A 14,133-nucleotide genomic window follows, 5' to 3' on the forward strand; every position below is an offset into this window, starting at 1 on the left:
TTGTCTTCTATTACTAAAGGTTGCTCTATTGCCGTAATATCCTCTTGTGGCTTGTCGTCCACTAAAGGTAGTTCTGTTACAGGTATTTCAAACAATGTAGCTTCATTTTCTATGGCTAAGTTGTCTTCTATTACTAAAGGTTGCTCTATTGCCGTAATATCCTCTTGTGGCTTGTTGTCTACTAAAGGTAGTTCTGTTGCAGGTATTTCGAACAATGTCGTTTTATTCTGAAAAGACGGTTTAGTCTCTTTTTGTGCTAAATCATTTTCCTCTGCATTGATACCTTTTTTTGCAATATTAAAAAACTCGCTAAACTTAGAATCATTTAATGATTGTTTCTCTATTGCCGCTGGACTTGGAGGACAATCAGAAGGAATAGAATCTTCTGCTTTTATAATTTCCCAATCCATTTTAGGGATTGTATTTTCATTTGTGAATTCAATAGAAAACAAATCTTTGTCTATCTCTTCTTGAATAGGTAAATTATCAAGTTCAAGTGTTTCCTCCCAGATAATAGCTTCTTGCTCTTCTTCTGTATCAACATCTGTTTGTGAACGACTATTGCTGTTTATAGGAGAGATATTTTCTTGAGGAGCTTCTGTGAATAAATTCAAATGAGTTTCATCCGTTACTCCTTCATTAAAGTTTAGTGATTCAAAAGCATCTGGTTCTAATGTTATTTCAACTTGTTGGTCAGTAGTTTCATTTACGAAAAGTTCAGTTTCAACAAGATTAGTAGCAATAGCGGGAGTAGTAACCTCATCATTATGCTCAACATCAACTACAGCAAAATCTTCTTCTTTAGCAAAAATATCAACTTTGTTATGCAACTCATTGATAAGTCTTTTTATCCTTTTGATATGCGGGCTGTCGTTAAATAATTGTTTATTAAAAACAGCATCTAATAACTTATACAAAGAATAAGCTTCGTGGTATTTTAGAACTAAAGAATGTTTTTTGTTGTGGTCAAGAATAGAAACCTGTTTGTGAATATTTTTTGCTTTCTCTTCCAACTTAGTAATTAGATCTTCTTTGGTGCTTATAAGCAAAGCATCTGTTACATTTTTTACAGCATAATCATCGGTTTGTTGTACCATTTTGATAACTGTAAGAAGAACATCATTATTTAATTTAAGTTGAATTTTTGCGATCATTTTGTGTTTGGAAAAAGCCGTTTTATAAGTTTCTAAGAAAGTACACAAAATAATGAAAAAATATTGTAAGTAATAAGTAATACGCTGAAAATATTATTAAAACAAAGGGACTTCTATATAAGAATTAGTATAAAAGAATAAAATGTCATTTTGTTTAGGATATTGATTAGAAGATAAATGTTTTTTTAATTAATTACTTCTTTGTTTTAATGAGAGATAATTTACTATAAAAAGAAGAAAATAACTTTTGTAAAATAGACAAAATGAGATTATTTGGCAGGAAAGAGAGGGATTGTTAAATTTAATGAGTAACTTTAATTCTTGGTAAGGATATAGGTCCTTATGGTATGTTAATTGTGTTATTACAGAAAAAATAAAATTATGAAAATTGCTTTCTTTTCAGCGCAGCCTTATGATATTACTTTCTTCAATAAAGAGAACAAAAGTTTCGGTTTTGAGTTAGAATATTTTGATACAGGATTAGAAGAACAAACAGTAAATCTTATTACTGAAGGTACGGATACTGTATGTGTATTCGTTAATGATAAAGTAGATGCTGAGGTTATTAAAAAATTAGCAAAGAAGAATGTGAAGTACATTGCTTTGCGTTGTGCTGGTTTTAATAATGTTGACCTTGAAGAGGCACATAAGCACAATATCAAAGTTTGTAGAGTACCTGCATATTCTCCTGAAGCAGTAGCTGAGCATACATTAGCTTTATTGTTTACATTGAATAGAAAAATTCACAAAGCATACAACCGTGTACGTGAACAAAACTATTCTTTGAATGGACTATTAGGAACAAATATTTACAAAAAAACAGTAGGTATTGTTGGTACAGGTAATATTGGAGCTGTATTCTGTAGAATGATGAAAGCTTTAGGAACAGAAGTGTTGGCTTATGATATTTATGAGAATGAAGAATTGAAAAAAGAAGGTATCAAATATGTTAGCTTAGACGAGATTTACGCTAAATCTGATATTATTTCTTTACACTGTCCTTTGACTCCTGATACAATGCATTTGATTAACGAAAACACTATTGCTAAGATGAAAGATGGTGTATTCTTGATAAATACAAGTAGAGGAAAACTTATTGAATCACACGCGGCTATCCAAGCTTTGCGTGCAAAGAAAATAGGTGCTTTAGCTATTGACGTATATGAGCAAGAAGAGAAGGTGTTTTTCCGCGACTTGTCTGAAACTATCTTAGAAGATGAGAGATTGCAGTTGTTAACATCATTCCCGAATGTAATTGTAACAGCTCACCAAGCTTTCTTTACAGATGAGGCATTATCTCAAATATCTTATATTACATTAGACAATTTAAAACAGTTATCTACTAAAGGAGCAATCGAAGGTAGAGTGGCTGAACTATAAAAATATTATTGTAATTCTTGAATTCGGCAAGCAGAGACTTTTGTGTTTCTGCTTGCTTTTTTTATGGCTATTTTCTAATAGTAGATTTCTTGTTTTTACTAACACTATTTGCGTTGAACTGGTGTTTTTTTGAATATGTATGTTTGTGTTGATATTAGAACTTAAACATTGTGTGTTTAACAAAGTTATAGTTGCTTTTGTAATGTAATCAAGGGCAAAGTGAAGATAAGTATTTGTGAAACTCGCATTTTGTAATTTAGTATACTTGATTTTTTTGTATCTTTTCCTTTTAATTCATAACAGTGAAAGAGTTTCCCTCCCATATTGGTTTTAAATATACTTGGCGTAGTTATCAACAAAAGGTGTTAGACCAGTTAAGCCAACATTTAAGCGATGATAAACTTCATATCGTCGCTCCTCCTGGTTCTGGGAAAACAGTACTTGGGCTTGAAGTAATGTTGCGATTAAATAAACCAACCTTAATTTTAGCTCCTACATTGGCTGTTCGTAATCAATGGGTAGAACGCTTTTGTGAGTTGTTTTTACAAGTTGATGAGGTGCCTGATTGGATATCTCGTGATTTATACAATCCACAGTTTTTAACGGTTTCAACTTATCAAGGACTTCACGCTACTTTCAACAACCTAAAAGAGGAGGAAGAGGTATTAGAAGAGGAAGAAATAGAAAGAACCGTTTCTTACGGTAATAGGAATGGGGATACCATTATTCAATTACTAAAAGAGGCAGGTATTTCTACTATCATTGTAGATGAAGCACATCATTTGAAAAAGGAATGGTGGAAGTCTTTAGATTTTTTAGAACAGAAATTATCGCCAACTGTTGTTGGACTTACGGCAACGCCTCCTTATGATGTTACTGGGTTTGAGTGGAATCGTTATATCTCATTAAACGGACCAATTGATGAAGAGATTTTTGTTCCGGAATTAATTGGACAAGGAGATTTGTGTCCTCATCAGGACTATATTTATTTTAGTATGCCTGAATTACACGAAAGAGAGGCTATACTTGAAATACGAAACAATGTTCACGAGATTTATACTAAATTACGTCAGAATGAAGAGTTAATTGTAGATTTAGAACAAACACCTGTTTATCAAAAACCAATGGAGTATCTCGATTGGATATATGAGAACCTTGCGAACTATATGGCGTGTTTGGTATTAATAAACGATTTTAGGGGAACGGTGCCATCTGTACATTTAGAGATTTTAGGAGATGAAGAAACGACTGTTCCTATCCTGACATATGAATGGATGGAAAAGGCTTTAAACTTTTATTGTTTTAGGGGAAAGATCTTTTTTGAAGACATTGAAGGATATGAAGAGAGGGTTGAGAAGATAATTAATAGACTTCGTCGTTATGGAGCGATGGAGCATCGTCAAATACGTTTTGGAAATAGCAAAAAAGAGAACGCACTACTCAATGCGAGTGTCAATAAGCTGAGTAGTATTTTAGACATCGTTAATTTTGAGCACCAATGTTTGCAAGATCAATTGCGCTTAGTAGTCTTAGCGGATTATATACGTAAGGAGTACCACGTTCAGAAAGAAATAAATGACAGTACCTTGAGTAAAGTAGGTGTTGTGTCAATTTTTGAACATTTGAGAAGAAATGCGCCTCATATTACTAAATTGGGAGTACTAACAGGATCATTAGTGATCATTCCTATTTCAGCGAAGGAGCGACTTGTAACGTTAATGCAAGAGAGAAATATAAAGGAAGTCGCCATACTTCCTGTAGCCTATGATAGTTCTTATATTGAAATAAGTATTAGAGAACATTTTAAGAATGATGTAATTCATCTTATTACTCGGCTGTTTGAAGAAGGGGAAATAAAAGTATTAGTAGGTACCAAAGCTCTTTTAGGGGAGGGATGGGACGCTCCTGCAATTAATGCGCTTATCCTTGCCAGTGTTGTAGGCTCGTACGTTTCTTCTAATCAAATGAGGGGCCGTGCTATTCGTACTGAACGTAATAATCCTACAAAGACAGCAAATATTTGGCATTTAGTCTGCTTAGATCCGGATGTAGAACACGGAGGAAATGATAGAAATGTCTTGTCACGTCGTTTTCGTGGCTTTGTTGGAATATCAAATCACGAGGAAGAAGAGCAAGTTGTTATTAGCAATGGTACACAGCGATTGTTATTGCCTTATTCTTTACAATCGTATGAAGAGATAGAGGAACAGAATAAAAGAACATTTGAACAAGCAAAGAATAGGGAGGCACTATACAGCCGATGGAATGAGGGAATAGCAAAGGGAACGGATTTAGTACATACGATTAAAGTGCCTTTTATACCTTCTCAGGACAATCGCACCTTAGAGAGTGTGAAAGCTTTTTATACTCATAAAACAATTGCGAATGCACTATTCTCTTTAGGTGTATTAATAGGTACTTTCTTGATTAACCAGTTTTATTTTTTAATGTTAAATGTGGTTATTTGGGGAGATATGAACAAAGAAGGCTTCTTGTTTTGGTTATTCAACACGTTTTTTATGGGAGTGTTTTTAAAGTTTGGTAAGAAGGCTTATAGAAATTATAAGATTGCCAGAAAGTATAGAGATATTAGTTTAGATGTACTCAATATTGCAACTGCTTTATTAGAGACATTATGCAAGTTTGAATTGATTGCAACCCCTAAAGCAGAAATAGAGATTATCAGTAGAATTGATGTGTTTGGCAGTATCTATTGTGTTGTAAAAGGAACCACAGTGTTAGAAGGTAATTTATTCGTTAGCTGTTTAAATGAGATATTAGCTCCAATAGATAATCCACGTTATGTTATCGAAAGACGTTCTTTTTTAGCTCACGCAGATAGTTACTCTGATTTTCACGCAGTGCCAGAATGTTTGGGAATGAATAGAAAGATGGTAGATTACTTTGCTGGAAGATGGGCAAAGTATGTAGGTCCAACGCGCATTGTTTATACGCGAACACCTGAAGGTAGAAGCGAATTACTTAGTTGTCGAGTTGATGCTTTGTCAAATCAGTTAGCTGATAATGGAATACGAGAAGAGAATGTGTGGGTATAAGCAAACTGAGTATGTCGAGTTGATCAAGAAATAGATTATAATTAGCTTATACAAGTACATAAAAATATCTTGTAATAGTGTAGATATAAATTTAAACGCCCATTTAGCAAGTGCTATAATGGGCGTTTTTTTTGTAATCAAGACTAACTAATTACTTCTGTTTTTATCTTCGAAGCGAGCTTCTTTTATTTGTTTTTTATTGCTGCTATTTCCAAAAGAATACGAAGCACTAAGGTTTAGTCTTCTTGAATTCCATTTGTTAGCAAATGTCTGTGTATTGTTTTCATAATACATTGTTCCACTTGATTTTCCTGTGTTGAATATATCAGAAAGGGTTACGTTTATATTAAGCTTTTTATCTAATAGAGCAAACTTAGCTCCTGTAGATAATGTTTTGTAACTATTATATCTTGTGTTGTCTTCTTTATTCGGAAGTTGGTGATACCAGTTTAAGAATAGTTTTATTGTTTTAGCGTTATTTACATTAAATGTGTTTTGTGAGTAATAGCTAAAAGTTGGTCCATTCTGAGGTACTTGTGATGCTTCCTGTGCTCTATAGTACGCAATAGCATAGTAATAGTTCGTACCTGTATTAGTTTCCCACCAAGGCAGTATTTTATTACTATAAGACGCATCAATACCATAACTTTCCTGGTTAAACATATTGTAATATGTAGAAGCCATTATTCCATTTTCAAATGTTGCTAATTGATCAAATGAATCTGTCAATTTGCTATAGTTTAGCGTGAATGACAGCGTGCTATTGAATACATAGTTTAATTCAAAATTGTTTGTAATAGCAGGACTTAATTCAGGGTTACCACTGTTGTATGAATATTTGTTCTCATAATATCTAAACGGATTTAGAATGTTAGAATACGGTCTATTGATACGTTTTGCGTAATTAAAACTAAATGAGTGATTGTCATTAGGGTCAAATGATATATAGGCTGTAGGGAACCATTTACCATAAGACTTCGTAAACTTTTCATCTGTATCTAACAAATGACCTTTTACTTCTGTTTGTTCATAGCGCAGACCTCCTTTTACTTGCCATTTGTCACTTAGCTTTTTGCTTAAGCTGAAATAAGCAGCATAATTATCTTCTGCATAGTTAAAGCGATTGCTCTTTTTGTTGTCTAAAACATAGTCATCGTTCTTCCAATTGTAATAATTTACAGTTGCCTTGTTGTCGTAATTTGTGTATTTACCACCTATTTCAACATCAGCCCATTTTAGTTTGTAAGACAAATCAGCAGTAGCACTCCATACATTATAGTCAAGTTTATTTGTGTAATACATTTGATTACTAATAGCACTTATAGCGTTATAGTCCACAATTGTGTTTGTGTTGTCTGGAATATTAGCAAAATAATTTACTCCTAAAGACAACTTACTACCTAAGGTGTCTAACTTCTGGTCAAAGAAGGTATTTAGTGTGTGATAATAGTTTTTCGAATCACCACTGCTCAATGATGTTATTGTTGAATCAATGACAGCTTGAGGGTATGTGCTATAAATAGTCTTGTTATGACGCTTAGAGTCGTTTGTCATACGTGTGATGTCGTATGTTACACCAACTAACGCATTGTCTGTAATTTGGTAATTCGTAGTTAAGTTTCCACCAACAGATTTGTATTTCGAATTCCAATCTGAGTTAGAAGCCATCCCTTTTGTCGCTTCTGTATAGGTGTAATTGTTTTCAGATTGGTAGTGGCTGTCATTACCATTAGCCTTCAACATTATACTCCACTTTTTATTTTGAAAGTTTACACTCCCATTTGCATTATAGCTTGGATTGTTATTATAGGAATACGAACCACTTGCAGTACCATATAATCCCATTGTCTTATTTTTTTTCAACACAATGTTTATCATTCCGCTATTACCAGATGCTTCATATCTGGCAGGGGGAGAAGTAATCACTTCAATACGCTCGATATCATCAGAGCGCAATGTTTTTAAATAGTTAGTTAATGCATCGCCTGATAAGTATAGCGGTCTATCATCGACCATAATAGTAACACCACTTTTACCAACAATACTCACTTTATCATCTACTACTTTTACAAGTGGGGTGTTGGTCAATGCTTCAATAGCATTCATACCTTGAGATGAAATACTATTAGCTGTATTGAATACAAGACGATCCACTTTGCGTTCGATCAGCTTTTTCTCTGCCTGTAAAACAATTTCGTCTAATTGGTTATTATCTTTAATTTGAATTACCCCCAAATCCATACTCTCTGTCAATGATAATTTTTGGTTGTTGAGGTTTTTGCCGAAGTACACAATTTTAAAATCATAATCACCTGTAGGGATATCTTCTATTGCAAAGGTTCCATTCTCATCAGAGAATACTTGTTTAATCAATACGGCCTTCGGCTGTGTTAATAATATTTCAGCAAAGTCAATAGGCGTGTTGTTTTCATTAGTTACTTTTCCTTTAATCGTATGCTGTGCCCAAGTAGTTGTGCAAAACAAAGAAAATAGAAAAGTAGTTGTCAAAAAATGTTTCATAATTAGATAGTAGGTTATTTTCGGTTGATTTCGTCTTTATTTCCTCCCTGATGTTCTGTTACTCTAATTTTAGAGTTTCCAAAAGAGTAAGAAAGTCCAACATTAACATAGCGAGTTAGTGCATTTGCTTTATAGGTTTGTCGCACCCCATTCGTTTCTGTTACAGCAGTTTGTCCACTTGTTCGCAATACGTCATTTACATATAACGACATATTTAGCTTTTTATTTAACATAGCGTATTTTAAACCAAGATTTAAAGACGACATAGTATTAAGTTTGTACATCAAAACATTAAATTTAGGCTGTACCCAAAAGTCAACTTGAGCTTGTAATGTTTTCTCTGTATTTAGATTAATAGTGTTGTTAGTAGAGAAATAAGTTCCCCAACCATTTAGCGTTTCAAAGTCTAAATCTTTGATAAGTTTTGTTCGATTGTGAAATGCACTAAATGAGTTTTGCGATTGTAACCAAGGCAGTGTATTGAATACATAAGTGATAGATCCGTTAAAAGAATACATATCGAAAATATTATCGTTTAAATACATCTGTGTGTTTGTTTCTGGATCTGCAATTGGGTATTGAGAAAAAGAGTCTTTTGATTTAGCATAACGCACAGAAGTTATCAACTTCCCTTTAAACGTATGTGTAAGTTCTACACTGTTAGAAAAAATAGGTTGTAATTTAGGATTCCCTTCTACAAAACTGTATTCGTTAACATACCAACGGAAAGGATTTAACTGCCAAAAGCTTGGACGCATAATACGACGGCTGTAATTCACAGAAAATGTATTATCGTCATTCATCTCGTAAGAAACATATAAACTCGGGAATAGTTTTGTGTAATCATTCTTATCTGTTGTATTGTAAATCTTAGAAAACCCTTCTGTTTGTGTACTTTCTAATCTTAGACCAGCTTGCGCTTGCCATTTTTCTCCAAAAGATTTGTTTCCACTAACATATACAGCTTGAGTGTTTTCTTTATATTCAAAATTATCTCTCTGTTTATCATCTTGAACAGGACTACCAGAAGTTAGATCAAAGAAGTTTGTTTTGTTTTTAGTAGTTGTAAAACTCGCCTTTGCTCCATAGGAAAGTTTAAAACTTTTAAAAGGTTGTTCAACGTCAACTTTAATACTGTAATTATCTATGTTTTGTTCTCCTGTACTCTCTGCGATATATGCTTTGTTAACAACGTTATCAACACTATGTTCATTTGTGTTGAAAAGTCTACTTTTATCGTTGTTAAAAGTAAAGTAATCAAAGTCTAAATTTAGCTTAGTTCCCAGTGTATCAAACTTTTGAATAAGATGTGCGTTAACAGAGTGGTTGTTAGTAATATTTTTTGTTTTCCCGTCAGTTTCGATTGTTTTTATTAAGTTATCAACAGGGTTATTAACAATAGTAGTTGTGTAATCATCATTACTTGGTGTATTTTTACCACCTCTGTATTGTACGCCAAAAGAAGTTTTGTCAGAAGCCTTATAATCAATTAAGAAGTTACCAGAAATACTTCCATTGTTTGAATTGCTATCATTAGTTGATGACCAAGTTTGGGTAGGGTAAGCGATAATCGATTTATCTTTTCCTGCAGCATAACCTGTTGTTCCATTAACACTTGCATTTATAGATACTTTATTCTTATTATAATTGAATACATCTCCAAATCTCCATATTGCTTTTTGTGAAGCCATAACACCTGTAGATATTTGGTTGCTCCACGCATCTTGTTTAGGTTCTTTTAGAACAATGTTGATAAGTCCGCTTTGTCCCTCTGCTTCATATTTAGCAGGAGGAGCAGTAATTACTTCGATCTTTTTAATATTATCAGAAGGAATTGTTTTTAAATAGTTTAGTAATTGTTCTCCTGAGAGATGTACAATTTTATCATCAATCATTACTCTAACAGCGCCTTTTCCAATTAAGTCAATTGATTGGTCATCTACTTTTACTCCAGGGGTTAGTTTAAGTAGGTCGGTTGCATTGTTATTAGTAGCGTGAACAGAATTTTCAATGTTGAAAACAGTTCGATCTACTTTTCGTTCAAAAAGTTTCGCTTGTGTTTTGACAACAATTTCGTCTAAGTTGTTATTAGTGTCAATTTTTATTTCACCTAAATCTACCGGAGTAGTTACTTCAATTGTCTTTTCAAGATATTGAATACCTAAGCTATGTATTTGAAATAAGTAAGCGTTATTTTCTACATTATCTAAATTGAATACCCCTTTTTCATTGGAAAATGTCTGTTGAACTAATTTTCCATTCATATCCAATAAATATATTTCAGCAAAATCTACGGGTGTTTTTTCTGTATTAACGATAGTCCCTTTAATACTGTTTTGAGCATTTGCAGCAAGTGTAATTAAAAATAGGGAAGCAGTTAGTATAAAATGTTTCATAGTATTTATCTTTTCTGTTTATCTAAAAGACTATAAATATGCCAATGAGAAAATAAAATACAACTAACTGTTTTGCAGGTGTTTGTTTTTTGTGTAGAGAATAAGAGTGTTCAGATATGGACAGTTTTTTTGCGAAAGTGAACAGAAAAGGAAGGTATATAAAAAAAGAAAACTGCTTGGGGAAAGCAGTTTTCTTGGCTAAGCTATATGATTAAATTATTTCTGACTAAAAGATAATCACTTTTTGAGCTTGACCGGCTTTGTTGTTTATGAAAATTTGTTAGCACAAAAGTACTGATATTTTTGATATATTTTACTTTATGAAATTATAATTGTTATTTTTGTTTCTAAAATACGTTTGTACTTATATAATTTTAAGAAAGGACGTGCGCTAATGTTAAGTTTATGGAAATAGATAAGATTAAAAGTAGAAGAAAATTATTGGGATATTCTCAAGAATTTGTAGCGAGTAAGTTAGGACTTTCTCAAAAAGCTTATTCTGATATTGAGAGTGGGAAGACAAAGCTGAAAAGCGAAGTGTTGAATGAAATTGCTAAGATATTGGAAATTTCTCCTGCTACTATTTGTCCAATTGCGTGTGATTGTCATTTTGATATTGATGCAAAACACAAGGGATTGATAACTTATTTAATGGAAAGAGGAATTGATTTTCCTGAGAAGTTCATTTAAGACAATACAGATAATAGTATACCTTATTTTTATATTGTTTCTTTAAGTAAATTTAAAAGAAAGAGGAATAGGTATTGCATATAACAAAAAATAGGGTGCCTTAGTAAGGCACCCTATTTTTTGTTATATACATCAATAACGAAAGTTGTGGATTAAACAAGACAATGATTAATCTACAAAAGAAAAAATCTTTATTTCTATCTCCTCTATATATCAATCTAAAGTGCTTTAATTTCGCATTAAAGGATTCAGTAGTAGCATTCTTACGTCTTTATTCAAGTAATTAATATATTGTTTCGAAAGTCTTTCAAACGCTATTAAAGTACTGTTGTTATAAACTTCTTTGATACTTGCTTCAGACAAGTACCACACAAATACCATACATCTTCGGGAAAAAAGCCTCTTTTCCGAACTTCTGTGGGACTTGAGTGGTAGATGTCTCGAACATGGTACGTTTAAAACTACACTTTGATATGTTCTTTATAGTAAGAACAATCCAATATTTTACATTTTAAATCTTCGTTTATTTTGTTTCTTATAGAAAAGGGATGTTTATACTTAGTCCTCAACTTTTGTACCTGATTTATTTTTATCCTTATCGTTTCATAGAAAGGGTAGGCTAATATTCAAGAGTCAGGTTGTTCGTTAATCTTTTAGACAGTCTTTTTATTTATATAGACCATCTTAAGATACTTGCTCCCCAAGAGAAGCCTGCTCCAAAAGCTGTTAGTAAGATTAAATCGTTTTTCTTTATTTGATTTGTATTCTCCCAAATACACAAAGGAATAGTTGCAGCAATCGTATTTCCATAGTTTGCAATATTAACCAATGTTTTTTCAGGTTGAATTTTAATTTCTTTACCTACTGCATCAATGATTCTTTTGTTTGCTTGATGAGGTACTAACCAGTTTACGTCCTCAATAGTCAAATCATTTTTTTGTAGTACATCTAAACAAGCATCACTCATAGATTGTATAGCGTGTTTAAACACAACCTTACCATCTTGTTTAATATATTTTTTGTCTTCTGTATTTTCATTTTCAGTAGTTGGATATAAAGATCCACCCCCTTCAATATTTAAGAATTCTCTTCCTTGTCCGTTACTGTGCATAACAGCATCTAAGACTCCTTCTTCTGCAGAAGGCTCTAACCATACAACACCAGCTCCGTCTCCAAACAATATATTTGTAGAGCGGTCTTTAATATTAACGTAAGCACTAATTTTATCAGCACCAATAACAAGTACATTTTTGTAACGACGTGTTTCAACTAAAGAAGAACCAAGATCAAGAGCATATAAAAAACCAGAACAAGCGGCATTAACGTCAAACCCCCAAACATTGTCTAAACCTAATTTTTCACAAATAATATTTGCAGTAGCAGGCATTGGCATATCAGGAGTAGAAGTTGCTACAATGATAGCATCAACTGCTTTGATGTCTTTATGATAAGTTTCAAGTAAATTTTTGATAGCAGCAACTGCCATATCAGAAGTAGCAAGTCCAGAATTTAAAATTCTTCTTTCTTTAATACCAGTTCTTTTAGTTATCCATTCATCAGATGTATCAGTTATTAATGCTAAGTCTGCATTAGTTCTTTTTTCTTCAGGAACATATCCTCCGATAGCTGTAATGGATGCAAATAGTTGTTTTGTACTATTAATTTCTTTCATTTTCACGCGTCTTTATCTCAAATAAAGTTGTTAAGTTCTGTTTGACTATAAACTGACTTAAAACATCCCAAATTTCTTGCTTTTCCAGTTTTTTTAAGTAGATAATTAAACGGATTAAGTTGTAAAAAAGACGCAATTATACGATTAACTACTAAAGAAAAGTTAATTTTTATTTTTGAATTCTGTCGGTGAAACACCATTATGAGTTTTAAAGAATTTACTAAAGACTGAAAGGTCTTGAAAGTTTAATTCATTTATCACATCAGAAATCGATAAACGTGGGTTTTTCAATAAAACTTTAGCTTCCAAAATGATAGTCTCTGATATAATTTGTTTGGGAGTCTTTTTGAAAACTTCTACGATTGTTTTAGTTAAGTGTTTTCGACTAATATACATTTGATCAGCATAAAATTGTACACTACGTTCTTTTTTAAAGTGTGTAGCCACTAAATAGAGAAATGTTTTTGTAGTTTCTTCTTTACGAAGTTGTTTGCCGTGATTTTGTACTAAAATGGTTTTATTATAAAAATGCCCTAACTCGTACATAAGAATAGAAAAGTAATTTAGAATTAAGTCTTTCCCAAAAGTGTGTTCATTTTTAAAGCAAAGTTTAGACAGCTCCTTTAGGTTGTTTCTAATTTTGCTAATAACTGTTTTATCCAAAGAAATAATTTTCGGATATTGAGATGATAGAAATTGAATAAGGTTATTTGATTTAATGTGAAAACCAGCCTCTAAAAAAATATCAGCATCAACAAAAAGAGTTTTTACAGTAAAGTCTTCACTATATTTTTTTATTTCAAACAACTGATTAGAAAGAACTACAAGTAAATCGTCTTTTTTCACCATAGTAGGTTCGAAGTTAATGGTAATCTCACATTTGCCACGAGTAACTAAAATAAGTCCAAAAACATTGAATTGGTAAGGTCTATCTACAACAAAGTATTGATTGTGTTTAGGACCAATTTCAAAAATAGCAAGGCGTTTATCTGTTAAGATATGCTTGTATCTGTCTGTAATATTGTCTAAAGAATAAACCTGTACGAAGTCTGAATTCACAATAATATATTGGTTGTTTAAGGGAGTCTAAAAGTAAGTAATAGTTAGCAATTGTTAACTAATATCAAATAATAAAAAAAGGATAAAAACCTATTAAAACCTTGCAAATAATAGAGGTTGAGTAAGGCTGCTTATATTATTTACTGATGTTATTTTGGTGTTTTTTTTATGCTACTATGTTATAAGCATAAAGAACTCTTGCATAT

The 14,133-nt window shown here is 32.3% G+C and carries 8 protein-coding genes; 3 read left to right on the top strand and 5 right to left on the bottom strand.

The window, feature by feature from the left end; all coding sequences use genetic code 11:
• A partial coding sequence (locus tag AABL81_RS10485) for a hypothetical protein (RefSeq protein ID WP_341341000.1) occupies positions 1–1,154 on the bottom strand: 1,154 nt, incomplete at its 3' end.
• Between the two features lie 381 nt (positions 1,155–1,535).
• Here AABL81_RS10485 and AABL81_RS10490 point away from each other — a divergent pair.
• Together AABL81_RS10490 and AABL81_RS10495 are read left to right on the top strand one after the other, a co-directional pair.
• Positions 1,536–2,534 carry a 2-hydroxyacid dehydrogenase gene (locus AABL81_RS10490; protein WP_158210058.1) on the top strand — a complete coding sequence of 333 codons (999 nt, stop codon included), beginning with the start codon at positions 1,536–1,538 and terminating at the stop codon, positions 2,532–2,534.
• Positions 2,535–2,836: 302 nt separating this feature from the next.
• Positions 2,837–5,590, top strand: coding sequence for a DEAD/DEAH box helicase family protein (locus tag AABL81_RS10495; RefSeq protein WP_341341001.1), 2,754 nt, complete (start codon positions 2,837–2,839; stop codon positions 5,588–5,590).
• A 147-nt stretch (positions 5,591–5,737) separates the two neighbouring features.
• Here AABL81_RS10495 and AABL81_RS10500 read toward each other — a convergent pair whose 3' ends face one another.
• Positions 5,738–8,110: a TonB-dependent receptor gene (locus AABL81_RS10500; RefSeq protein ID WP_341341002.1), complete on the bottom strand. Its 2,373-nt coding sequence runs from the start codon at positions 8,108–8,110 to the stop codon at positions 5,738–5,740.
• Between the two features lie 14 nt (positions 8,111–8,124).
• Positions 8,125–10,506: a TonB-dependent receptor domain-containing protein gene (locus AABL81_RS10505; protein ID WP_341341003.1), complete on the bottom strand. Its 2,382-nt coding sequence runs from the start codon at positions 10,504–10,506 to the stop codon at positions 8,125–8,127.
• Between the two features lie 405 nt (positions 10,507–10,911).
• Here AABL81_RS10505 and AABL81_RS10510 point away from each other — a divergent pair, with 405 nt between their 5' ends.
• Complete coding sequence (locus AABL81_RS10510; RefSeq protein ID WP_158210062.1) at positions 10,912–11,196, top strand: helix-turn-helix domain-containing protein; 285 nt, start codon at positions 10,912–10,914, stop codon at positions 11,194–11,196.
• 670 nt (positions 11,197–11,866) lie between these two features.
• Here the strand turns inward: AABL81_RS10510 and AABL81_RS10515 are convergent.
• Positions 11,867–12,868, bottom strand: coding sequence for a beta-ketoacyl-ACP synthase III (locus tag AABL81_RS10515; RefSeq protein WP_158210063.1), 1,002 nt, complete (start codon positions 12,866–12,868; stop codon positions 11,867–11,869).
• A gap of 162 nt (positions 12,869–13,030) precedes the next feature.
• On the bottom strand, positions 13,031–13,927 hold the full coding sequence (locus AABL81_RS10520; protein ID WP_158210064.1) for a helix-turn-helix domain-containing protein: 897 nt from the start codon (positions 13,925–13,927) through the stop codon (positions 13,031–13,033).
• Between the last annotated feature and the right edge of the window lie 206 nt (positions 13,928–14,133).

The organism is Myroides sp. C1519 (assembly GCF_038039755.1).
Taxonomy (GTDB): domain Bacteria; phylum Bacteroidota; class Bacteroidia; order Flavobacteriales; family Flavobacteriaceae; genus Flavobacterium; species Flavobacterium phaeum_A.